Below are 23,718 nucleotides of genomic sequence, written 5' to 3' on the forward strand. Positions count from 1 at the left end.
TCCTTTCGTGCGGGCGACCGAGACGGGTGCCGTCGGCCGAGGACGCAGCTCGGTCATGGTGCTGTGGATGCTGCGAGATGCGGGAGACGGCCGGGTCGCCGTCGAGTCTTCTGTAGCCAGGCGAGCACGCTGGCGCTCACGACCGAGACGACCAGCAGAGCGCCGGTGATGACGTTGATCACGTCGGAGGTGACGTTGGCGAGGCGCAGAGCGCTGGAGAGCACTCCGATCAGGAGCACGGCGGCGACCACGCCGTGCAGCTGCCCTCGCCCTCCGAAGACCGAGACGCCTCCGAGCACGACCGCGGCGATGACCTGCAGTTCGAGCCCCGTGGCGTTGTCACCGCGCGCGCTGCCGAACCGGAGCGTGTAGAAGATGCCGGCGAAGGCGGAGACCAGTCCCGCGAGCACGAAGAGGAGGAACTTCGTGCGCTCGACATGCACGCCCGAGAACCGGGCGGCATCCTTCGAGAGACCGATCGCGTAGATCCCCCGCCCGAAGGCGGTGAAGTTCAGCACGACGATCAGCACGACCAGCAGGATCAGGAACGGCACCATGATGTACGGGATCGTGGTGCCGGCGATCTTTGCCTTGGCGAGCGCGGTCCACATCTCGGGGAAGTCGGTGACGGCGGTGGATCCGAGGATGCCGACGGCGAGGCCGCGGAACAGTGCGAGCGTGCCGATGGTGACGGCCAGCGACGGCAGTCCGACCACGGTCACGAGGAATCCGTTGAAGGCGCCGCCGACCACGCCGGCGAGCAGTGCCAGGATCGCGGCGACCTCGAACGGGAGGCCCGCCTGCACCCCCGCACCGGTGACGATGCTGGAGAGACCGACCATGCTGCCCACCGAGAGGTCGATCTCGCCGGTGATCATGATGAGCGCCATCGGAAGGGCGATGAGCAGGATCGCCGCGACGTCGAGCAGGAGGTAGTTGAGCGTGATCGGTTGACCGAAGCCGCGCACCGTGAGCACCGAGTAGGCGACCACGATGATGAGCAGCGCGATGATCGCGCTCTCCCTGGTGATCAGGATGCGGCGCCAGAGCGGCTTCTCGAAGTCGCGCGCCACCCGGTTCAGGGAGGCGGTGTCTGCGGTCGCGGTCGTCATGACTGGTCCCTCGATTCGATGAGCTGCCGTCTCTGCCGCACGGCGAGCCAGCGGTCGAGCACGATCGCGCCGATGATGAGCACACCCACGACGGCACGCTGCCAGAAGTCGGGGATGCCGAGGATCGGCAGCGCGCGGTTGATGGTCATCAGGAGCATGGCGCCGATCGCCGCTCCCCAGACGGTGCCGACGCCGCCGGTGATCGCGACACCGCCGATGACGGCGGCGCCGACGGCATCCAACTCCCAGCCGGCTCCGGCCTGCGAGCTGACCGATCCGTAGCGCGCCGCATAGAAGACGCCCGCGAGGCCGGCCAGAGCTCCCGACAGCACGAACGCAGTGAGCACCCGGCGCGTGACCTTGAGGCCGTAGAGGCCGGCCGCGGCCGGGTCGGAGCCGATCGCGAAGTACTCTCGCCCGCCGCGGGTGTTCCGCATATACCAGGCGGCAGCGGCGAGCACGATGAACGCGACGATCGCGAGGATCGGGATGGTGAGGATCTGGCCGGTGCCGATCGCGAGGAAGTCCTTCGGCATGTCCGAGGCGTTCACGCGGGTCGACCCCGCCCACATCACGTTGATGCCGCGATAGGCGTAGAGCGTGCCGAGCGTGATCACCATCGCGGGCACCTTGGCGAAGGCCACCAGTGCGCCGTTGATGAGTCCGAGGACCGCTCCGAACAGGACCGACAGCAGCACGACGACCGGGATCGGCAGGCTCGGCAGGTCGATGAAGAGGCGTCCGGTCAGGTACGCCGACAGCCCCATCACCGAGCCGACCGAGAGGTCGACGTTGCGGGTGATGATGACGAACGCCTGACCGACGGCGACGAGCACCAGGATCGACGGGGTCAGCAGCAGGTCGCGCCAGCCGTCCGGCGAGAAAACGAACGCCGGGTTCTTGGCGGTGGCCACCACGACGACGAGCGCCAGGGCGACCAGGATGCCGAACTCACGGGCCTTGCCGAGCGCACCGATGTGCTTCGTGATGCCCGAGACCGGGATGCGGGTGGTGGAGGTGAAGGTCACGAGTGCTGCTCCGATGCGTGCGTGGCGGCGAACATCACGTTCTCGCTGGTGGCCTCTGCGCGGTCGATCTCCGCAGTGATCTGTCCTTCTCGCATGACGAGCACCCGGTCGGCCATGCCCAGCACCTCGGGGAGTTCGGACGAGATCATCAGGATGCCCATCCCCTGCCCCGCGAGCTCGGACAGCAACCGGTGTACCTCGGACTTGGTGCCGATGTCGATGCCACGGGTCGGCTCGTCGATGATGAGGACGTCGGGTTCGGTGGCGAGCCATTTCGCCAGGACGACCTTCTGCTGGTTGCCGCCCGAGAGCGTCGCGGCGACCGTGTCGAAGGAGTGCGCCTTCACCTCGAGCCTGCTCGCCCACTCGCGTGCGGCCCGGTTCTCCGCGCCGGTGGTGAGGAGACCGACGCGCGAGAGCTGACGGCGGATCGCCATCGTGATGTTGCGCCCGACCCCCGACTCGATCACGAGGCCCTGCTTGCGGCGATCCTCGGGGACGAGCGCGATGCCGGCGCGCATGGCCTCGGTGGGCCGGCCGCCGCGGATGCGCTTGCCCTTCATCGTGACCGTGCCCTCGCGGTAGTCGTCGACTCCGAAGATCGCCCGGGCGACCTCGCTGCGGCCGGCGCCGACGAGACCGGCGAGACCGACGATCTCGCCGGCGCGCACGGTGAAGGAGATGTCGTGGAAGACACCGGGAGAGGTGAGGTTCTCGACCTCGAGCAGCGGAGCGCCGATCACGGCGTCCTGCTTGGGGAAGAGGTCGGTGACGTCGCGCCCGACCATCTGTCGCACCAGCTCGGCCGGTGTGGTGTCGGCGATGGCGGTCGTGGAGATGTAGGCGCCGTCGCGCATGACCGTGACGGTGTCGCAGAGCGCGAACACCTCGTCGAAGCGGTGCGAGATGAAGATGAGGCCGCGGCCCTCGTCGCGCAGGCTGCGGGCGATCGTGAAGAGGCGCTCGACCTCGACGCCGGACAGCGCCGCGGTCGGCTCGTCCATCACGAGCAGCTTCGCGTCGAGCGAGACGGCCTTGGCGATCTCGATGACCTGCTGGTCGGCGATGGAGAGCCCCTCGGCGGGACGGTCGGGGTCGATCGCGACGCCGAGCCGGGTGAACAGACGCTCGACCTCGTGTCGCATCGCCTTGCGGTCGATGCGACCGAAGCGACCGACCAGCTGGCGACCCATGAAGATGTTCTCCGTCACGGAGAGGTCGGGGAACAGGGTCGGCTCCTGGTAGATGACCGCGACGCCGGCCGCCTTCGACTGCGCCGTGGAGGTGAAGTCGACATCCTCGCCGTCGAAGCGGAACCCACCGCCGTCGCGGCGGTAGAGGCCGGCGACGATCTTGACGAGCGTCGACTTGCCCGCGCCGTTCTCGCCGATGAGGGCGTGGATGGAACCGGACTGCACGCGGAGACTTCCTGAACGCAGTGCGATGACTGCGCCGAACGCCTTGGCGACGTCCGTCAGCTCGAGTACCACCGGGGCATCGCTGCTCGGCACGGTTCCTCCTCGTCGAGGTGCGGGTGAGTCGGGTCCCGAACTGCGGTTCCCGAGGAAAAGATATGAATCGATTCATTCGCGATTCATCGCAAGTGTAGGTAACCGCGACCGTCCGGTCAAGTCACGGATCCGATAAGTCCTCGGAGCCCCCGAATACGGCTCAGCGCCCGGTCGAGGCCCGCACCACGAGCTCGGGCTGGAACCGCACGTGACGCACGGCACCCCGCGGCGACGCGAGCGCCTCGAGCAGCAGCTCGACGGCCGTGACCCCGATCGCACGGGCCGGCTGCCGGATCGACGACAGCGGCACCACCGCCGCCTGGGCGAAGTCGATGTCGTCGTAGCCGATGATCGCGAGGTCTTCCGGAACCCGGACCGAACCGAGGATCGCGGTCCCCTGCAGCAGTCCGACCGCCAGCAGATCGTTCGCGCAGAACACCGCATCCGGACGCTCATCCGCCGGGCGGCGCGCGATCTCCTCGCCCGCATCGCGCCCGCACAGAACGGTGAGGGCGTCGAGCTCGATCACCTCGAGCGAGGCATCCGGCGTCGTGGCGAGGGCGCGCCGCGCACCTTCGAGACGGTCCGCGACCTGCCGGATCGACGAGGGTCCGCCGACGAAGGCGATCCGCCGCCTCCCCCTCCCGAGCAGGTGGGAGACGGCGAGCATCCCACCCTCGATGTCATCGACGGCGACGGACGGGGTCGCTCCGCCGGGCAGCTCCTCGTCGACGAGCACCAGCGGGATGCCGCTGTCGGCCAGGCGACGCACGGCCGATCCCGCGAGATCCGTGGGGGTCAGGAGCACGCCGCTGACCCGCTGCTCGCGGAAGAGGTCGAGATACGACACCTCGCGGTCGGCGTTCTGGTCACTGTTCCCCAGCAGCACGGCCATGCCCTCGCGGGCCGCGCGCTCCTCGGCGCCGCGGGCGACCTCGGCGAAGAACGGGTTCGCACTGTCGAGCACGATCAGGCCGATGCTGCGACTGCGGCCGGCGCGGAGTTGGCGGGCGGCGTCGTTGCGCACGAACCCGAGAGCATCGATGGCCGCCTGGACACGCTCCACGGTCGCGCGGGCCACCTTGTCGGGCCGATTGAGCACATTGGAGACGGTTCCGACCGACACGCCCGCCCTCGCGGCGACGTCCTTCACGCTCACGGACATGATCGGCGGCCTCCGGCGGTTCGACGTCAGGGCATCTCTTGACGGATGCTGATGTCCACATTACAGTTTGAAACGATTCATGGTTGGATCGATTCATTGAATGGGTCTATCCCACCCCGCTCACACCACGAAGGAGTGCCGTGACCCGCGTCGCGTTCCAGTTGACCGTGCGCCCCGACATGATCGAGGCGTACATCGCCCGGCACTCCCCGGTCTGGCCGGAGCTGCTTGAGGAGATCGCCGCGGCGGGCCGCCGCAACTACTCGATCTTCCTCGGCGAAGGCGGGCGTCTGTTCGGGTACTACGAGACCGACGACGACGACGCCGCACGGCAGTACCTCGCGAACTCCGAGGTCGCCGCCCGCTGGGAGGCGTCGATGGCCGAGTTCTTCGTCGGTCTCGACGGGCGCGCCGATCAGGCCGCCGCTCCCCTCACCGAAGTCTTCAATCTGCACGACCAGCTGACGGCTGCGGCCGGCACCGACAACGAAAGCTCCGCCTCATGAGCATCCTCACCTCCGACCATCTCGCCGCCCTCGAGCAGCAGGCCATCGAGCTCCCCAGCTGGGCCTTCGGCAACTCCGGCACCCGCTTCAAGGTGTTCGGCACGCCCGGCACGCCGCGCGATCCGTGGGAGAAGATCGCGGATGCCGCGCAGGTGCACAGGTACACGGCTCTGGCGCCGGCAGTGGCCCTGCACATCCCGTGGGACCTGGTCGATTCCTTCGACGACCTGCGCAAGCATGCGGAGGATCACGGCGTCGTGCTCGGCACGATCAACTCGAACACCTTCCAGGACGACGACTACAAGTTCGGTGCCCTCACGCACGAGGATGCCGCGATCCGGCAGAAGGCCATCGACCACCACCTCGCCTGCATCGACGTGATTGACGCCACCGGCAGCCGCGACCTCAAGATCTGGCTCGCCGAGGGGTCGAACTACCCCGGCCAGGCCGACCTGCGCGGCCGCCAGGACCGCCTGCAGGAGTCGCTGCAGCAGATCTACGCACGGCTCGGCGACGACCAGCGGCTCGTGCTCGAGTACAAGTTCTTCGAGCCGGCGTTCTACCACACCGATGTTCCGGACTGGGGCACGTCGTACGCCCAGGTGTCGTCGCTCGGCGAGAAGGCCATGGTGTGCCTCGACACCGGCCACCATGCCCCCGGAACGAACATCGAGTTCATCGTCATGCAGCTGCTGCGCCTCGGCAAGCTCGGCTCCTTCGACTTCAACTCGCGCTTCTACGCCGACGACGACCTGATCGTCGGCGCCGCCGATCCGTTCCAGCTCTTCCGCATCCTGTTCGAGGTCATCCGCGGCGGCGGACTCAACAATCCCGACGTCGCGTTCATGCTCGACCAGTGCCACAACGTCGAGGACAAGATCCCCGGCCAGATCCGCTCGGTGCTGAACGTGCAGGAGATGACGGCGCGTGCGCTGCTCGTCGATCACGACGCCCTCACCGCCGCGCAGAAGTCGGGCGACGTGCTCGCCGCCAACGCGGTCTTCATGGATGCGTTCTACACCGATGTGCGCCCGGCGCTGGCCGAGTGGCGCGAGTCGCGCGGTCTCGCCGGCGATCCGATGGCGGCCTACGCGGCATCCGGCTACCAGCAGAAGATCGCGGCGGACCGCGTCGGCGGCGTCCAGGCGGGCTGGGGCGCCTGAGCGCCTCTCCGCCCGATCTCGCACACCCCACTCTCTCGAACCCGCGCTCTTCGACTCCGAGGAAAAGACTGATGACGAATCCCACTGCCGCCGCCCTCATCGAGCGGTCGAACCGCCTGGGCGCGGATCCCGCGAACACCAACTACGCCGGCGGCAACACGTCCGCCAAGGGCACCGAGACCGACCCGGTCACCGGGCAGCCGGTCGAGCTGCTCTGGGTCAAGGGCTCGGGAGGCGACCTCGGCACCCTGAAGGAGTCGGGTCTCGCGGTGCTGCGCCTCGACCGCCTGCTCGCGCTCAAGGGCGTCTACCCCGGTGTCGAGCGAGAAGACGAGATGGTCGCAGCCTTCGACTACTGCCTGCACGGCAAGGGCGGTGCCGCGCCCTCGATCGACACCGCGATGCACGGGCTGGTGGATGCTGCGCACGTCGACCACCTGCACCCGGACTCCGGCATCGCGATCGCGACCGCGGCCGACGGCGAGGCGCTGACGGCGAGCATCTTCGGCGAGAAGGTCGCCTGGGTCCCCTGGCGTCGCCCCGGGTTCCAGCTGGGTCTCGACATCGCCGCGATCAAGGATGCGAATCCGGCTGCGATCGGCTGCATCCTCGGCGGACACGGCATCACCGCCTGGGGCGACACGTCGGAGGCGGCCGAGGCGAACTCGCTGTGGATCATCGAGACGGCATCCGCCTATCTCGCCGAGCACGGGAAGGCTGATCCGTTCGGTGGCGTGCGCGCCGGCTTCGAAGCACTGCCCGAGGCCGAGCGCCGCGAGCGCGCGGCAGCACTCGCCCCCACCATTCGCGGCATCGCCTCGCACGATCGTCCGCAGATCGGCCACTTCACCGATGCCGACGTGGTGCTCGACTTCCTGGCGTCCGAGAAGGCTCCGGCACTCGCCGCCCTCGGCACGAGCTGCCCCGACCACTTCCTGCGCACCAAGGTCAAGCCGCTGATCCTCGACCTGCCGGCCACCGCGTCACTCGAGGAGCAGATCGCCCGCCTGCGCGAGCTGCACGAGGAGTACCGCGCCGACTACCAGGCCTACTACGACGCGCACGCTTCGACAGGCTCAGCGGGGACCGCGGCAAGTCCCGCGATCCGCGGCGCCGACCCGCTCATCGTGCTGATCCCCGGCATCGGCATGTTCTCCTACGGCGCCAACAAGCAGACCGCCCGCGTCGCCGGCGAGTTCTACGTCAACGCGATCAACGTCATGCGCGGCGCCGAGTCGCTGTCCACCTACTCCCCCATCTCCGACGCCGAGAAGTTCCGCATCGAGTACTGGGCCCTCGAAGAGGCCAAGCTGCAGCGGATGCCGAAACCGAAGTCCCACCAGGGCCGTATCGCGTTCGTCACCGGCGCGGCATCGGGCATCGGCAAGGCCATCGCCACTCGCCTCGCGGCCGAGGGCGCGTGCGTCGTCGTCGCTGACCTCGACCTCGAGAAGGCGCAGGCCGCCGCGGCCGAACTCGGGAACACCGATGTCGCGATCGGCGTCGCGGCGAACGTGGCGGATGCCGCGGCGATCCGGGCCGCCATGGATACGACGGTGCTCGCCTTCGGCGGCGTCGACCTCGTCGTGAACAACGCAGGACTCTCGCTGTCGAAGCCGCTGCTGGAGACGACCGAGAAGGATTGGGACCTGCAGCACGACGTGATGGCGAAGGGCTCGTTCCTGGTCTCGCAGGCCGCGGCCCGCGCGCTCATCGACCAGAAGCTCGGCGGCGACATCATCTACATCTCGTCGAAGAACTCGGTCTTCGCCGGCCCCAACAACATCGCGTACTCGGCGACCAAGGCCGACCAGGCGCACCAGGTGCGGCTGTTGGCGGTCGAGCTCGGGGAGTTCGGCATCCGCGTCAACGGCATCAACCCCGACGGCGTCGTGCGCGGCTCGGGCATCTTCGCCTCGGGTTGGGGCGCCAACCGCGCCGCGACCTACGGCGTCGCGGAAGAGGACCTCGGCCAGTTCTACGCGAACCGCACGATCCTCAAGCGCGAGGTCGTTCCCGAGAACGTGGCGGATGCGGTGTTCGTACTCACCGGCCCCGAGCTGAGCCGCACCACCGGCCTCCACATCCCGGTCGACTCCGGCGTCGCCGCCGCCTTCCTGCGATGACCACCCGGGCCGTCGCGGCGGTCGACCTCGGAGCGACCAGCGGGCGGGTCGTGATCGGGCGGGTCGGCGACGGCGTGCTCGAGCTCGAACTCGTCTCGCGGTTCCCGAACGGTCCGGTCGAGCGCGAAGACGGCCTGCACTGGGACTTCGCGGCGCTGTCCGAGCACGTGGTCGAGGGGCTCGCCGAGGCCGTGCGCCGCGAACCCGCGATCGAGAGCATCGGCATCGATTCGTGGGCGGTCGACTACGGGCTGCTCGCGGGCGACGACCTGCTGGCCGAGCCGTTCCACTACCGCGACGCCCGCACGGCCCGCGGAGTCGAAGAGGTGCACGCGCTCCTCCCGTTCGCCGAGCTGTACCGCCGCAACGGCCTGCAGTTCCTGCCGTTCAACACCCTGTACCAATACCGGGCCGACTCGCGGATCACGGATGCCGACAGCGCACTCCTCATCCCCGATCTGCTCGCGTTCCTCCTCACCGGTGCGCGGGTCGCCGAACGGACGAACGCCTCCACGACCGGCCTGCTCGGCGTCGAGACCGGCGAGTGGGACGCCGACCTCGCCGCCCGCCTCCGCATCCCGGCGGCTCTGCTCCCGCCGCTCGTCGACCCCGGCACGACGATCGGCACCCTGCGTCCCGAACTCGCCGCCCGGATCGGCAAGCACCTGCCCGTCATCGCGGTCGGCTCGCACGACACCGCCTCGGCCGTCGTAGCCGTGCCGATGGTCGCAGGGTCGGCCGCCTACATCTCCTGCGGCACCTGGGGACTCGTCGGCGTCGAGCTGACCGAGCCGGTGCTGACGGATGCCGCGCGCGAGGCGAACTTCACGCACGAGCTCGGCGTCGACGGCCGCTACCGGTTCCTGCACAACGTCACCGGGCTGTGGCTGCTCAGCGAGACCGTGCGGGCGTGGGAGGCGGAGGACGGCGCGAGCCTCGATCTGTCCGAGCTGCTCACCGCCGCATCCGCCGTCACGGGCGACATCCCGCTCTTCGACGCGAACGACCCTTCGCTCAGTGCGCCGGGCGACATGCCGACGCGCATCACCGTGCTTCTCCGTGGCGACGCGCCCTCATCGAGAGCCGCCTTCGCCCGCACGATCGTCGAGTCGATCGCCGCGGCGTTCGCGGAAGCCGTGCAGACGGCATCCGCTCTCTCCGGGCGCACGCTCGACGTCGTGCATCTCGTCGGCGGCGGCTCGCTCAACCGCCTGCTCTGCCAGGCGACCGCCGATCGCACCGGCCTGCCGGTGCTCGCCGGCCCGGTCGAGGCGACCGCCCTGGGGAACGTGCTCGTGCAGGCCCGCGCCCTCGGCGCCGCCCCCGCGACGCTCGAGGGTCTGCGCGCCCTGGTCGCCGCGACCCATCCGCCGGAGCGCTTCGAGCCGCACCCCTGACGCGGGTCTATCCCTTCACCGCTCCCCCGAGCCCTGCCGACCGCAGGAACACCGACTGGAACACGAGGAACATCGCGATCGGGATCAGCGTCGCGATCGCCAGCGCCGCGAGGAACACGTCGAGCTCGGTCTGCGACTGCACGGCGGGGAGTCGCACCGACAGGGGCTGCACCGCGGGATCGGGCAGCACCAGCATCGGCCAGAGGTAGTCCTTCCACGCGGCGATGATCGCGAACACCGAGACCACTCCGAGGATCGGCTTCGACATCGGCAGGACGATCGACCAGAACAGCCGGAAAGGGCCGGCGCCGTCCGTGCGCGCCGCCTCGAACACCTCGCGCGGCAGCGAGTCGAAGAACCGCTTCACGAGCAGGATGTTGAACGCGTTCGCGCCCATCGGCAGCCACACGGCCAGGTAGTTGTTCAGCAGGTTGACCTCGCCGAGCAGCGGCGGGTTCACGATGGTCAGGTACAGCGGCACCAGCAGCACGATCCCGGGGATGAACAGCGTCGCGAGCACGAGCGCATTGAGCACGGGGGCGTACGCGGGACGCAGCACGGACAGCGCGTACCCGGCGGTGGTCGCGATGAACAGCTGCACGAACCAGGCGCCGACCGCGATCACCACCGTGTTGAGGAAGTACTGGTCGATGTGGATGTCGTTCCACGCGGTGGACAGGTTCGCCCAGTCGATCCCGTTCGGCCACAGCGCGAAGGGTTGCTGCAGCGTGTCCTGCGTGGGAGTGACCGCGGACTTCGCCAGCCAGAGGATCGGCCCCAGCCCGGCGACCACCAGCCCGATGGTGAGGAACACGTGCGTCAGCGACATGCCGAATCGGATGCCGGGGCGCCGGCGTTCCGAGGCGGAGATGACGGTGCGGTCGCCCGCACTGTCGACCGCGCGCTCGGCGGCCTTCTCGGCCGCCCGCGTCGAGAGGCGAGTGGTGAGGCTCATGTCGTGCTCCATCGGTCGGTCAGCGTGAAGTACAGCCACGAGAGCACCGCCAGCACGATCGCCAGCAGCACCGAGACCGCGGTGGCCTCGCCGTAGTCGCCGCCGAGGCTGTTGCGGAACGCCTTGTCGTAGATGTAGAGCAGCACGGTCTTCGTCGCACCGGCAGGGCCGCCGCCGGTGAACAGGAACGGTTCGAGGAACACCTGCGCGGTGGCGATCACCTGCAGGATCAGCATGATGAAGAGGATGCCGCGCAGCTGCGGCAGCGTGACATGCCAGACCTTTTTCCAGATGCCGGCGCCGTCGACCTCGGCGGCGTCGTAGAGCTCGGGCGGAACACCCAGAAGCGCGGCGAGGTAGATGATGATCGACCCGCCGGCCCCGGCCCAGGTCGCCTCGAGCACCAGCGAGGGCATGGCCTGCACCGCGTCCTGGATCCACGGCTGCGGCGGGATGCCGACGGCGCCGAGCACGGTGTTGAAGACGCCGGAGGGGTCGGCGCTGTAGAAGAACTTCCACAGCAGCACGGCGACGACCGGCGGGATGACGACCGGCAGGTACGCGAGGGCCGAGTAGAGCCCCTTGCCACGACGCACCTCACTCATCAGCACGGCCATGAGCAGCGGCAGCGGGAAGCCGAAGAGGAGGGCGAGCACCGCGAACCAGAGCGTGTTGATCACCGCCCGTCCGAGTTCCGGATCGCTCAGAACGACGAGGTAGTTGTCGAAGCCGACCCATTCGGCCACGATCAGGTTCGTCTTCTGCAGGCTCATGATCACCGACTGCACGATCGGCGACCACGAGAAGAACACGAACACGAACAGCATCGGGAGGACGAAGAGGAGGTTCGCGAGACCGCCGCCGCGGTACCAGGTGAGGGGCGAGCGGCGGCGAGCGGAGCGCACAGGGGGCGGCGGAGTCTCCTCCGCCGCCACCCGCTGCTCAGAGAGCGTCATCGTCATGGACTACTCGTCGAGCTTCGCCTGGGCGTCGGTCTGGGCCTGGGCCAGCAGGGCGTCGATGTCGGCGTTCTCGTCGGTGAGCACGGTCTGGACCACCGAGTCCAGGAGCGAGTACACCTCCTGCGTCTTGACCTTCGGCTCCCCCACCGGCGTCTGGTCCCAGATGCGCTCGCTGAACGGCGCCATCTGCTCGACCGGGACATTGATGTAGTCGGCGATCCAACCGAGCGACTCCTCGTACAGCTCGCGGCTGAGCACCGGCAGCAGCGGGGTGCCGACGGCCTGGTCCGACTCGCTCAGCGTCTTCGCGTCCTGCACGGCCGCATCCTCATCCATGAGCTTCTGCATGTAGTACCAGTCGATCCACTCGACGCCGGCCGCCTTGGTCGTCTCATCGATGGTCGGGCTCATCACCGCGATGTCGCCACCGCCGAGCGTGCCGGGATCATCGCCCTCCAGCGGCACGACCGTCATGCCGTAGATCGCGGAGTCCATCCCGAAGTCGCGTACGAGTGCGGTGTAGATGTCCGAGCCGGACGTGTACATTCCGATGTTCCCGGCGGCGAACTCCTGGTTGATCGTGCCCCAGTCCAGGTCGACCTTCGAGCCGAAGGACGAGTCCTCCCATTTCACGTCGTGCAGGAACTGCAGCGCCGCCTTCGTCGCGTCGTTGTCGATCGTCGACTCCGCGGTGCCGTCGCCGTTGTCGGTCTGGGTGCGCCCGCCGCGCGCGACGGTCTGCGAGGTGAGCTGCCAGCCACCCGTGTTGTTGATGGCCATCTGCGCGTAGCCGGCCTTGCCCGTGGCATCCGTGATCGCCTTGGCGGCCTCGCGGATCTCGTCCCAGGTCTGCGGCGGGTTGTCCGGATCGAGCCCGGCCTGCTCGAACAGATCGCGGTTGTAATGCAGGGCCGCGGCGTAGGCCTGGCGCGGGAAGCCGTAGAGCTTGCCGTCGTCGCCGGTGACGCCGTCGAGGATGACCGGGTTGAACCGGTCCGTGTACCCGAGCTCGTCGATCGCGTCGGTGACGTCCATCAGCTGCCCGTTCTCGAGCAGGGTCTTGGAGTCGGTGAACGGCACGGTGAACACGTCGGGCAGGCTGCCGCCGGCGAGCTGTACCGCGAAGGTCGGCCCTTCCCATTCGTACTCGACCCCGATGATGTCGATGTCGGGATGCTCCTTCTCGAACTGCTTCTCCTGAGCGGCGAAGGCGTCGTAGGCCGCGGCATCGGCGCCGGGCGGGAACGTCGCGACGCGCAGCTCGGTCTTGCCGCTCGCGTCGCCCTCTCCTCCGTCTGCGGAGCAGCCGGCGAGAGCGGTGACCGTGGCCAGTGCGGCGATGCCGGCGACCAGGGTCCTCGTGGGTGACTTCATCGTCTTTCCTTCCATGTGAGTGCGGATCGGGTCGTGCAGGGGTGGGTCATGCGGGGTCGGGTCATCTCTGAACTCGGTGCGGCACGGAAGCCCCGCGCTCGGGCACCGCCCGCAGCCCGAGCCAGGCGGTGGCATCGGGCGGCAGCATGCCGTCGAGCTGCGTGCTGGCGAGAAGCACCTCGTGGTGGGCGGGGAGCGGCACCGCCGTCGGGCCGAGGTTGGTGACGCTGATCATGCCGTCGCCGCGTCGGAAGGCCAGCACGTCGGCGCCCGATTCCAGCCAGGAGAGCTCCCCCTCGGCCAGATCGACGAGGCTCCGTCGCAGCGCGATGGCCCGGCGGTAGAGGTGGAGGGTCGATGCGGGATCCTGCTCCTGCGCCTCGACGGTCAACCGCGCCCAGTCCGTCGGCTGCGGCAACCACGGCCGGCCGCCGAAACCGTACGGGCTCGCCGTACCCGACCAGGGCAACGGCACCCGGCATCCGTCCCGCCCCGGATCGACCCCGCCGGAGCGGAAGTGCATCGGATCCTCGATCGCGTCGAGCGGGAGCTCGACCTCCGGGAGTCCGAGCTCGTCGCCCTGGTAGATGTAGAGACTGCCGGGGAGAGCCGCGATCAGCAGCGCCGCGGCGCGGGCGCGGTGCTGCCCGCGCGCAGCATCCGTCGGCGTGCCGAAGCGCTTGCGGTCGAAGGCGAAGCCGGAGTCGGCGCGCCCGTAGCGCGTCGCCGGTCGTGTTACGTCATGGTTCGAGAGCACCCAGGTCGCCGGGGCGCCGACCGGCGCATGCTCGGCCAGTGTGCGGGCGATGGAGTCGCGCATCGCCTGTGCGCTCCACGGCTGGGTCATGAACCCGAAGTTGAACGCGGTGTGCATCTCGCCGGGGCGGAGGTAGCGGGCGAACCGCTCCGGGTCGTCGAGCCAGACCTCCCCGACCAGGACGCGCTCGCCCTCGTACTCGTCGGCGACCGAGCGCCAGCTGCGGTAGATGTCGTGCAGCTCGTCGCGATCGAGGTGCGGATGGTCGACGGCGGGTGCGCCGCCCGACGGGAGGTCGGGAAGGGCGGGGTCCTTCGCGGGAAGCGCCGCCGAATCGATGCGCACGCCGGCGGCCCCCCGGTCGAACCAGAAGCGGAGGATGTCCTCGTGCTCGCGCCGTACGTCGGGGTGGTTCCAGTTGAGGTCGGGCTGTTCCGGGGTGAACAGATGCAGGTACCACTCGCCGGGTGTGCCGTCGGGGTTCGTGGTCCGGGTCCAGGTCTCGCCCTGGAAGCTCGAGACCCAGTTGGTGGGGATGCCGTCGCCTGCTTCGCCGCGGCCGGGGTGGAACCAGAAGCGCTCGCGTTCGACGCTGCCGGGGCCGGCCGCCAATGCCTGGCGAAACCACTCGTGCCGGTCCGAGATGTGGTTCGGGACGATGTCGATGATGGTGCGGATGCCGAGTTCGAGCGCCTCGGCGATCAGCTGCTCCGCCTCCTGCAGGGTGCCGAACCGCGGGTCGATCTCGCGGTAGTCCTGCACGTCATACCCGCCGTCGGCGAGAGGGCTCAGGTACCAGGGGTTGAACCAGAGCGCATCGACACCGAGGCTCTTCAGGTACGGAAGTCGTTCGCGCACTCCGGCGAGATCACCGGTGCCGTCGCCGTTCCCATCGGCGAAGCTGCGCACGTAGACCTGGTAGATCACGGCGGTGCGCCACCATCCCTCATCCGCCGGCATGCTCAGGATGCGGGGGGATGCAGGCGCGGTCGCAGTGGTGCGCAGAACGTCGGTGTCCACGGAACTCCTCGTCGTCAGTGGCGATGTCCCGAATGTAGCTTTTCGGAACACATGACGCAAGAACTAAACAAACTGTCGCAATTTTGCGATTCTTGCAGGGCGCACGTAAGCGGACGGGCTCGGCGACCCCGGGAACGAGTGTCAGGCCAGCGGGCCCGTGGAGGATCGGAGCACGAGTTCGGGCTCGAACAGGAGCTCGTCGATCGGCTGCGCGGTGCCGGCGATCTGCGCGAGCAGCAGCGCGATCACGGCCCGCCCCATGGACTCGATGGGTTGACGCACCGTCGTCAGCGGAGGCTCGGTGCAGCTCATCAGCGCCGAGTCGTCGAACCCGACGATGCTCACGTCGCCGGGTACCGAGAGGCCGGCCCGACGCGCCGCGCGGATCGCCCCCAGCGCCATCGGGTCGCTGGCGCACACGATCGCCGTGGCTCCGGCGTCGAAGAGACGAGCCGCGCCGGCCTGCCCCGACTCCAAGGAGTACATGCCCCGAATCACGAGGTCATCGGAGAGCGGCGCCCCCAAACGCTCGAGCAGCCGACGCGCGGACTCCAGCTTGCGCTGCGATGGCACGTGGTCGGTGGGGCCGAGCAGCATCCCGATGCGCCGATGGCCCAGCTGGTGCACGTGCAGGAGGGCCTGCTCCGCCGCGGCGGCGTCGTCGGTCGAGACCGTGGCGAACTGCAGCTCGGGCACCCGCGCGTTCACGAGGACGGTGGGCAGGTTGACCTGGCGCAGCCGGGCGTAGTGCTGATGCGCGGCATCCGCCTGGGTGTAGTTGCCCCCGAGGAAGATCACCCCCGACACCTGCTGCGCGAGGAGCAGATCGATGTAGTCCGACTCGGTGACGCCGCCGGCGTTCTGCGTGCACAGCAGCGGGGTGTACCCGTTCTGCGTGAGAGCGCCGCCGACGATCTCGGCGAAGGCGGGGAAGATCGGGTTCTGGAGTTCCGGCAGCACCAGCCCGACCAGTCGTGCCCGCTCACCGCGCAGTTTCGTCGGGCGTTCGTAGCCCAGCACATCCAGCGCGGTGAGGACGGCCTGACGCGTGGCGTCGGAGACCCCGGGCTTGTCGTTGAGCACGCGGCTGACCGTGGCCTCGCTCACACCGACCTTGCGCGCCACCTCGGCGAGTCGCTTCGACATGGGGTCAGTGTACGCAAGTTCTTGCAAACGCGCGCAAGCGCCTTGCAGAGCGCGCGGAGCGGGTCAGCGGACGTTGCCGTTGGAGCAGGTCTGCTGCGCGGCGGAATTGCCCTTGATCGAGTCCGGCAGCGCCACGACGTTCTCCGGCGTCGCGGTCGCACCCGGGGTGGGTTCCGCGGTCGGCGTCTCCTCCGCCGGCGCAGTGGGCTCCTCGACGACCACGCCGTCGTTGCTGTTGTTCTGGTGCGTGATCTGGAGCTGGGCGTTCGCCTCGATCGCGGCCCAGAGCTGGTCTGCGGCGTCGTAGTTCGGGACCACCTTGTTCGGATCCTCGTAGTCGGCGCCGGTCGGGTACTGCACGAACACGATGTCCTCGAAGGGCACCTCTCGCACGGCGAGCGCGATCTGGACGATCTTCATCGGGTCTGCGAGGGAGGTGCTCGCCTCGAGGTTGTTGAGCCCCGTGTTCGCGAGCTTCAGCATCACCGGCACATTCCCGAGCACCTCGCCGCTGATCATCTTGCGCGCGAGGCTCGACATGTACTGCTGCTGGTTGCCGATGCGTCCGAGGTCGCTGCCGTCGCCGACCCCGTGACGGGTACGGAGGAACTGCAGCGCCTCGATGCCCTTCACCGTGTGCGTGCCCGCGGTCATGTCAAGCCCGGTGTACCTGTCCCGAATCGGGTTGGCCAGACACACGTCGACGCCGCCGATCGAGTTGGTGATCTCGATCACGCCGCCGAAGGTGACGGATGCCGCGAACTGCACTTCCTGACCCGTGAGCTCGGAGATCGTCTTCACGACGCAGTTCAGCCCGCCGTCGGTGTAGGCGACGTTCAACGGTCGCTTGCTCATCGCGGAGTGGACGTTCCCGTCGTCGTCGGTGCACTCGGGGATCGGGATCATCAGGTCGCGCGGGAAGCTGACGACCGTGATGCGGCGCGGGTCCTTCGAGACGTGCACCAACAGGTTCACGTCGTTGAGCGTGCCTTCGGAGTCTCCGCCGGTGCAGCGGTCGCCGAAGTACTGCTTGTAGTCGTCCTCGCAGGTGTCGACGCCCGTGAGAACGAGGTTGAAGCCGTCCTTGTACTCGCCGATGTCCGGCGGCACGGGCGCGTCTCCTTCGAGGTCGACCGCATTGGCCGAGACCGTGCTGGAGAAGTCATACAGAATGTAGGCGCCGACGCCGAAGCCGCTGACGAGGACGACGGCCAGGCCGATCGCGAGGAACTTCAGCAGCTGGCCGACCGGGCCGGGCGTGTGCAGCTGACCGTGCCGCGCGATGGTGCGACGGCGTCGGGTGTACTCGCTCACTCGTGGCCTTTCGAGGTCAGCGCCGGTGCGGGGTCACCGTGCTCGGATGCGGAGGGTGTGGGATTCGAACCCACGAGACATCTCTGCCCACTGGTTTTCAAGACCAGCTCCATCGGCCACTCGGACAACCCTCCCGACAGATGCATCTGCCGACAACGCGTGAGTCTAGCCGAGTTCTATTGTCCCGCGCTGACCTGGGCGGGCGCTGGAAGCGTGTCCAGGGCCGTTGCCAGGCCCCCGTCCTCGACGTCGGTGGTGATCTCCGACGCGGCATCCTTCACTTCCGGCGGCGCCTGCCCCATCGCCACGGCCCGGCCGCCCAAGCTGCGCGCCCAGCCGAACATGCCGATGTCGTTACGGCCGTCTCCCGCGACGAAGACCCGCTCCCGGCCGAGACCCAGCTCGGCGCGCACCTGCTCCAGGGCGGTGCCCTTGTCGACGCCCATGGGCGCGATGTCGAGCCAGGCGGTCCAGCCGATGGCGTAGGAGACCTCATTCAGCCCCGCATCCGCGACCAGCCGATGGAAGTCCTCCTCGTCATGCCCCGGGGAGACGACGACGATGCGCGAGACCGGCTCGGCGCCGAGCTCGTCGAAGTCGACCTGGCGCCCGCCGTCGAGGGTCCAGTCGTCGAGCTGCGCGGTGTACAGACGCTGACCGGAGGCGAGCTCGACCATGTAGCGGGCATCGGGCAGCCGGTCCTGCAGCAGAGTGAGCACCGGGCGCGGGTCGAAGGTCTCGACGTTCCAGCGTTCCCAGTCGTCTCCCGCGCGGCGCATCGTCACGGCGCCGTTGGAGCATACGACGAAGTCGGCGGTCATGCCCAGCTCTTCCACGTAGCGCCGCGTGGCCATCCAGCTGCGTCCGGTGGCGATCGTGACCACGTGGCCGGCATCGCGCACCCGGGCGACCGCCTCGGGCACGCCGGGGCTCATGGTCTCGTCCTGGAGCAGGATGGTTCCGTCGACGTCGAGGCCGACGAGCCAGGTGCCGGTCATCGTGATTCCTGCGCGTCGGCGGGCTCCGCGGTCCAGCCGAGGGGCCGGATCACGTCGAGGCCGCCGAGGTAGGGGCGCAGCACCTCCGGCACACGCACCGAGCCGTCCGCCTGCTGGTGCGTCTCGAGCAGCGCGACGATCCAGCGGGTGGTGGCGAGCGTGCCGTTCAGCGTGGCGACGTGCTGCGTCTTCTTCTCCTGTCCGTCGCCATCCGCCGGCCGGTGACGCACGTCGAGCCGGCGCGCCTGGAACGTCGTGCAGTTGGAGGTGGAGGTCAGCTCGCGGAAGGCGCCCTGAGTCGGCACCCAGGCTTCGATGTCGTACTTGCGCGCCGCGCTCGACCCGAGGTCGCCGGCAGCGACGTCGATCACGCGGTAGGAGAGACCGAGCGAGGTCAGCATCTCCTCCTGCAGCGCGACGAGGCGCAGGTGCTCGGCCTCCGCATCCTCGGCGTTCGTGTAGACGAACATCTCCAGCTTGTTGAACTGGTGCACGCGGATGATCCCGCGGGTGTCCTTGCCGTGCGATCCGGCCTCGCGACGGTAGCAGGTCGACCAGCCGGCGTAGCGCAGGGCACCGTGCGACAGGTCGACGATCTCGTCCTTGTGGTACCCGGCGAGCGCGACCTCGCTCGTGCCGACGAGGTAGAGGTCGTCATCCTTGTCGAGGTGGTACACCTCGTCGGCGTGCTCGCCGAGGAACCCGGTGCCCTGCATGATCTCGGGGCGCACCAGGGTCGGGGTGATCAGCGGCACGAAGTCGTTCTGCAGCGCCTTGTCGAGAGCCAGGTTCATCAGCGCGATCTCGAGGCGGGCGCCGATGCCGCGGAGGAAGTAGAACCGCGCACCCGACACCTTCGCGCCGCGCTCCATGTCGATCGCTCCGAGGAGCTCGCCGAGCTCGAGGTGATCGCGCGGCTCGAAGTCGAAGGTGGGCATCTCGCCGACGCGGCGCAGTTCGACGAAGTCGGCTTCGCCGCCCGCCGGAACACCGTCGATGACGACGTTCTCGATCTTCGACAGAGCCGCAGCTGCGGCGTCGGCCGCCTCGTTGGCTGCCTGCTGCGCCTGCTTGACCCGATCGGCGAGCTCTCTCACCTGGGCGACGAGGGCGGCCTTCTCCTCCTTCGGCGCCTTCGCGACCTGCTTGCCGAAGGCGTTCTGCTCGGCCCGCAGCTCCTCGAACGCGGTGAGCGCCGCGCGGCGCGATCGGTCGGCCTCGAGTGCGTCGTCGACGGTGCTCTCGGCGTTCCCGCGAGCAGCCTGTGAACGGCGGACGATCTCCGGATTGTCGCGGAGGAGTGCGAGGTCGATCATGCCTCAAGTCTAGAGCGCGCTCCCCGGCCCTCAGCCGCGTGCGGTCAGCTCCCGCCACGCCAGAGCGAGACGGGACACTCCCTCGGTCAGGTCCTCCGAGCTCACCTCCGAGAACGACAGCCGCAGGAAGCCGCGATACCCCTCGCCCGCCGCGGCGAACCACTCCCCGCGCTGGTAGAAGACGCCGCGATCCTGCGCGGCCTCGAAAAGGCGGGTGAAGTCGACGTCTCCGATCAGGCGCGCCCACGCGAAGAATCCGCCCCGGGGCTCCGCTACCTCGACCTCGTTGCCGAACTCCGCGCGGAGCGCCGCCGTCAGCGCGCGCGCCTTCACCGCGTACTCGGCTCCGGCCGCGGAGATGGACGGGTCCAGCCGCTCGTCGGCGAGCATCCGGGTCACCACCGCCTGGAGGATGCCGCTGGTCTGTCCGTCGAGGCGATTGCGCAGCCAGGTGACGCGCTCCGAGAGGGCGGCGGGCAGCACGATCCAGCCCAGCCGGAGGCCGGGTCCCAGGGTCTTCGAGAACGTGTTCACCGCGAGCACGTGGTCGGAGCCGCGGAACGACCGACGCTCGGGCACGACGAACCCGGGGGACGAGATCGCGCGATAGGGGTCGTCCGCGATGATCGTGAAGCCGTACTTCTCGGCCAGGGCGACCAGCGCGGCCTCCTTCTCCACGCTCAGTGTGACACCCGACGGGTTCTGGAACGTGGGCACCGTGAAGAGCGCCTTGGGGCGAAGACCCTCGCGCAGCCGGCGTTCGAGCTCGTCGGTGTCGATGCCGTCGGACCCCACCCGGATGGCAGCGACTTCGACGCCGATCAGATCAAGCACGCGGAGGAAGAGCGGATACACCGGGTCGTCGACGACGATCAGGTCGCCGGGATCGAGCAGGCTGAGTACCGCGAGCGCGAGCCCGTGCGCCCCGCCGTTGGTGATGAGCACCCGCTCGGACGAGACTCCCTCGCGCGCCGCGATCGCCGACCGCAGCTCGGGCAGTCCGGCAGCCGGCGAGTACTTCAGCAGCGGAGCCAATCTGTCGCTGTCGGTCACCTCATGGAAGGCGTCGCGATAGACGTCCAGCGGCAGCAGGTCCGTCGACGGGTTGCCTCCGCCGAGGTCGATGGCACCCGGGGCGAGGCGGATGAGCGTCGCGTCGCCGAACCCCTGGCGGGCGGGGAGCCCGGCCAGCAGTGCGCTCGGGGTCAGGGCGGTGTCCGTCATGGGTGTCCGTTCGGGTCAGGGGCGGAAGGGGGCGAGTCTCGGGTCGGCGTCGCCGCGGATATCACGGGCGATCAGGTCACCCAACAGCGCCGCGAGTGTGACGCCGCTGTGGGTGAGGGCGACATACACATCATCGGCGACGGGACCGACGGCCGGCGAACCGTCGTCGGCATGCGGGCGGGCGGCATGCTCGACGGCGACGTGCGCGTCATCGGCGACACGCCACCCCAGCGCGGCGTCGATCTCGTCACGGAGCGCCGGCCAGACCGATCCGACGGAGGCGACGATGCCATCACGCCGCAGTGCCGCCTCGATGCTCAGGCTCTGCGCCGCGATGCGACCACGGCCGTCCGGGCGCACCTGCAGCCCGTCGAGGGAGCGGATCCGGTCGATCGGGTGATCACCGACCTCGATCCGGGCGAGGAAGCCATCCACCCCCGTCGATCCGGAGAGCCGCTGGGCTTCGGTCGCCACTGCCGCCACGAGCTCCGCCGTTCCGGAGCCGGCGGCCACGACGATCGTGTCGACCGGCCCGACCAGGTCGCGCACCTGATCCAGCGACCGGATGCGCGTCGCATCCCGCACCGTCCCGCCCGCCCGCCGCAGGTCGTCGAGATGTGCGGCGAGGAAGGCGCGGGTGTCGACGTACCCGTCGTCGGGGTACGCGATGCCGTCGATCTCCGCGCCGGTCTGCACGAACCACGGGATGGCGTGGGCTGCGGAACGCTCGGCGTGCACACGACGACCGTCCTCGTTGAGCCGACGGTACGACTCCGGCTGCTTGCCGTGGGAGTTCACCCAGGCGAAGCTCGCGCGCGACACCGCGGTGCTGCCGATCGGCTCGGCCGAGACGAGCACCACCTCATTCCCGTCCTCCGCGATCCGCGCGGCGGCCGTCGTGCCGGTCACTCCCGCGCCCACGACGGCGACACGGCGCCGAGACGCCGTCATCCGTCGATGAAGTGCTTGGCGATGCGGTTCCCGATGAACTGCACCAGCTGCACGAGGGCGATCAGGACGACGATGATCAGGATCATCACGGCGTAGTCGAACCGCTGGTAGCCGTAGGTGAGCGCCAGGTTGCCGAGCCCGCCTCCGCCGACCACGCCGGCGACGGCGGTCGCGTCGATCAGGGCGACGAAGATGAACGTCAGCGACAGCAGCAACGGCCCGAAGGCCTCGCGCACCACGAAGCCGAACAGGATGTGCAGCGGAGACGCCCCGAACGACTTGGCCGCCTCGATGACGCCCGGATCCACCGCGACGAGGTTCGACTCGGCCACGCGGGCGATCCCGACGGAGGCCGCGATCGTCAGCGGCAGGATCGCGGCGGCCGGACCGATGCTGGTGCCGATGAGCGCCCGGGTCAAGGGTGTGAGCGCGATCAGCAGGATGATGAACGGGATCGGCCGCAGGGTGTTCACCACGATGTTCAAGGTCGTGTGCACCACGCGGCTGTGCAGCAGCTGGCCGGGACGCGTGGCGTACAGGAAGATGCCGAGGATCAGACCGATCACGGAGGCGAGGAAGAACGCCACCGTCACCATGAAGAGCGTCTCGCCGAGCGCGCGGGCGACCTTGGGGATGACCACCTCCAGGTCGAGCACGTCGAAGGTCACCATGACGTCACCTCCGTACGGGTCGCGAGCTCGGCGACGAACCTCTCGACGGCAGCATCCTCGCCGTGCAGTGCGAGGCTGAGCTGGCCGTACGGCAGGTTCTTCACGCGCGCCACACCGCCCTGGATGATCGAGAAATCCACGTCGTGGCGGCGGGCGAGCGACGAGAGCAGCGGCCCCTCGGCGACCGCGCCGTCCATCGCGACGGATATCCGAAGACCCGAGAAGCTGGTGGCGAGTTCCGCGCGCTGCGCGTCGCTCAGGAACGTGCGCGTGTAGGAGCCGACCAGGTTCGCCGTGACCGGATGCTGAGGCCGCGCGAGGATCTGGTGGATGCCGCCCGACTCGACGACGTCGCCGTTGCTGAGGATCGACACGCGATCGGCGAGCTGGCTCATCACGTCCATCTCGTGCGTCACGACGACGATCGTGATGCCGAACTCCTGGTTCACCGACCGCAGCAGATCGACGATCTCCGTGGTCGTCTGCGGATCGAGAGCGCTCGTGGCCTCGTCGGCCAGCAGCACCGAGGGCTTGGCCGCGATCGCCCGCGCGATCCCGACGCGCTGCTTCTGCCCGCCGGAGAGCTGTCGCGGCCGCGCGAAGGCCTTTCCACCGAGTCCCACGAAGTCGAGCAGTTCGGCGACCCGTCGCGAGACCGCGTCGTCCTTCCATCCGGCGAGCTTCAGCGGCGTGGCGATGTTGCTGAACACGGTGCGCGAGTTCCACAGGTTGAACTGCTGAAACACCATCCCTATGCTGTGCCGCAGCACCCGCAGCTCGGCGGGTGGTAGCGACTGCACGTCGACCCCGTCGACGAGCACGCGCCCCTCCGTCGGCGCCTCGAGGCCGTTGATCATGCGCAGGAGGGTCGACTTGCCCGCCCCGGATCGCCCGATCAGGCCGTAGACCTCTCCCGCCCGCACCGAGATGTCGACGTCGCGCAGCACGCGGACGGGCTCGCCCTTGCCTCGCGCGGGGTAGTCCTTCGACACCCCGGACAGCTGGATGCGCTCTGTCATTCG

The 23,718-nt window shown here is 69.0% G+C and carries 20 protein-coding genes and 1 tRNA gene; 4 read left to right on the forward strand and 17 right to left on the reverse strand.

Translation table 11 applies throughout. The features are described 5' to 3' along the window. Positions 1-53: 53 nt before the first annotated feature. From QFZ21_RS08800 to QFZ21_RS08815, 4 genes are all read right to left on the reverse strand, one after another. On the reverse strand, positions 54-1,112 hold the full coding sequence (locus tag QFZ21_RS08800; RefSeq protein ID WP_307376795.1) for an ABC transporter permease: 1,059 nt from the start codon (positions 1,110-1,112) through the stop codon (positions 54-56). Further along, positions 1,109-2,140 carry an ABC transporter permease gene (locus tag QFZ21_RS08805; protein WP_307376798.1) on the reverse strand — a complete coding sequence of 344 codons (1,032 nt, stop codon included), beginning with the start codon at positions 2,138-2,140 and terminating at the stop codon, positions 1,109-1,111. Before QFZ21_RS08805 ends, QFZ21_RS08800 begins: the two co-directional genes overlap by 4 nt. Beyond that, a complete protein-coding gene (locus tag QFZ21_RS08810; RefSeq protein WP_307376801.1) occupies positions 2,137-3,651 on the reverse strand; it encodes a sugar ABC transporter ATP-binding protein in 1,515 nt (504 codons plus the stop codon). The genes QFZ21_RS08805 and QFZ21_RS08810 overlap by 4 nt, the downstream gene beginning before the upstream one ends. 160 nt (positions 3,652-3,811) lie before the next feature. After that, positions 3,812-4,816, reverse strand: coding sequence for a LacI family DNA-binding transcriptional regulator (locus QFZ21_RS08815; RefSeq protein WP_307376804.1), 1,005 nt, complete (start codon positions 4,814-4,816; stop codon positions 3,812-3,814). 140 nt (positions 4,817-4,956) lie between these two features. Between QFZ21_RS08815 and QFZ21_RS08820 the strand changes: the two genes are divergently transcribed. From QFZ21_RS08820 to QFZ21_RS08835, 4 genes are all read left to right on the forward strand, one after another. Further along, positions 4,957-5,322 (forward strand): L-rhamnose mutarotase, encoded by a 366-nt coding sequence (locus QFZ21_RS08820; RefSeq protein ID WP_307376808.1) that lies wholly within the window; start codon positions 4,957-4,959, stop codon positions 5,320-5,322. Beyond that, positions 5,319-6,485: an L-rhamnose isomerase gene (rhaI, locus tag QFZ21_RS08825; protein ID WP_307376810.1), complete on the forward strand. Its 1,167-nt coding sequence runs from the start codon at positions 5,319-5,321 to the stop codon at positions 6,483-6,485. The genes QFZ21_RS08820 and rhaI overlap by 4 nt, the downstream gene beginning before the upstream one ends. Positions 6,486-6,556: 71 nt before the next feature. Further along, the gene (locus tag QFZ21_RS08830; RefSeq protein ID WP_307376812.1) at positions 6,557-8,611 is read left to right on the forward strand and encodes a bifunctional aldolase/short-chain dehydrogenase; all 2,055 of its coding nucleotides are present in this window, start codon (positions 6,557-6,559) and stop codon (positions 8,609-8,611) included. Beyond that, positions 8,608-10,008 (forward strand): rhamnulokinase family protein, encoded by a 1,401-nt coding sequence (locus QFZ21_RS08835; RefSeq protein WP_307376815.1) that lies wholly within the window; start codon positions 8,608-8,610, stop codon positions 10,006-10,008. Before QFZ21_RS08830 ends, QFZ21_RS08835 begins: the two co-directional genes overlap by 4 nt. A gap of 7 nt (positions 10,009-10,015) precedes the next feature. On the opposite strand, the gene QFZ21_RS08840 is transcribed toward QFZ21_RS08835, so the two are convergent. The 13 genes from QFZ21_RS08840 to QFZ21_RS08900 form a co-directional block, all read right to left on the reverse strand. After that, a complete protein-coding gene (locus QFZ21_RS08840) occupies positions 10,016-10,963 on the reverse strand; it encodes a carbohydrate ABC transporter permease (RefSeq protein WP_307376818.1) in 948 nt (315 codons plus the stop codon). Beyond that, positions 10,960-11,925, reverse strand: coding sequence for a carbohydrate ABC transporter permease (locus QFZ21_RS08845; RefSeq protein ID WP_307376821.1), 966 nt, complete (start codon positions 11,923-11,925; stop codon positions 10,960-10,962). Before QFZ21_RS08845 ends, QFZ21_RS08840 begins: the two co-directional genes overlap by 4 nt. A gap of 3 nt (positions 11,926-11,928) precedes the next feature. Continuing rightward, on the reverse strand, positions 11,929-13,299 hold the full coding sequence (locus QFZ21_RS08850; protein ID WP_307376825.1) for an extracellular solute-binding protein: 1,371 nt from the start codon (positions 13,297-13,299) through the stop codon (positions 11,929-11,931). A 61-nt stretch (positions 13,300-13,360) separates the two neighbouring features. Further along, a complete protein-coding gene (locus QFZ21_RS08855) occupies positions 13,361-15,016 on the reverse strand; it encodes a glycoside hydrolase family 13 protein (protein ID WP_307381266.1) in 1,656 nt (551 codons plus the stop codon). Positions 15,017-15,217: 201 nt separating this feature from the next. Further along, positions 15,218-16,222: a LacI family DNA-binding transcriptional regulator gene (locus QFZ21_RS08860; RefSeq protein ID WP_307376828.1), complete on the reverse strand. Its 1,005-nt coding sequence runs from the start codon at positions 16,220-16,222 to the stop codon at positions 15,218-15,220. A gap of 63 nt (positions 16,223-16,285) precedes the next feature. Beyond that, positions 16,286-17,536: an LCP family protein gene (locus QFZ21_RS08865; RefSeq protein WP_307376831.1), complete on the reverse strand. Its 1,251-nt coding sequence runs from the start codon at positions 17,534-17,536 to the stop codon at positions 16,286-16,288. Between the two features lie 49 nt (positions 17,537-17,585). Continuing rightward, a tRNA-Ser gene (locus tag QFZ21_RS08870) sits at positions 17,586-17,670 on the reverse strand. A 42-nt stretch (positions 17,671-17,712) separates the two neighbouring features. Then, on the reverse strand, positions 17,713-18,534 hold the full coding sequence (locus tag QFZ21_RS08875; protein ID WP_307376834.1) for an HAD family hydrolase: 822 nt from the start codon (positions 18,532-18,534) through the stop codon (positions 17,713-17,715). Beyond that, positions 18,531-19,850 carry a serine--tRNA ligase gene (gene serS, locus QFZ21_RS08880; protein WP_307376836.1) on the reverse strand — a complete coding sequence of 440 codons (1,320 nt, stop codon included), beginning with the start codon at positions 19,848-19,850 and terminating at the stop codon, positions 18,531-18,533. Before serS ends, QFZ21_RS08875 begins: the two co-directional genes overlap by 4 nt. Before the next feature lie 30 nt (positions 19,851-19,880). Further along, positions 19,881-21,074 (reverse strand): PLP-dependent aminotransferase family protein, encoded by a 1,194-nt coding sequence (locus QFZ21_RS08885; RefSeq protein ID WP_307376839.1) that lies wholly within the window; start codon positions 21,072-21,074, stop codon positions 19,881-19,883. A 15-nt stretch (positions 21,075-21,089) separates the two neighbouring features. Next, positions 21,090-22,025, reverse strand: a complete 936-nt coding sequence (locus QFZ21_RS08890; RefSeq protein WP_307376842.1) for an FAD-binding oxidoreductase — start codon at positions 22,023-22,025, stop codon at positions 21,090-21,092. Further along, positions 22,022-22,696: a methionine ABC transporter permease gene (locus QFZ21_RS08895; RefSeq protein ID WP_307376844.1), complete on the reverse strand. Its 675-nt coding sequence runs from the start codon at positions 22,694-22,696 to the stop codon at positions 22,022-22,024. The genes QFZ21_RS08890 and QFZ21_RS08895 overlap by 4 nt, the downstream gene beginning before the upstream one ends. Next, positions 22,690-23,715, reverse strand: coding sequence for a methionine ABC transporter ATP-binding protein (locus tag QFZ21_RS08900; protein WP_307376847.1), 1,026 nt, complete (start codon positions 23,713-23,715; stop codon positions 22,690-22,692). Before QFZ21_RS08900 ends, QFZ21_RS08895 begins: the two co-directional genes overlap by 7 nt. Positions 23,716-23,718 lie beyond the last annotated feature (3 nt).

Source organism: Microbacterium sp. W4I20, assembly GCF_030816505.1.
GTDB lineage: Bacteria > Actinomycetota > Actinomycetes > Actinomycetales > Microbacteriaceae > Microbacterium.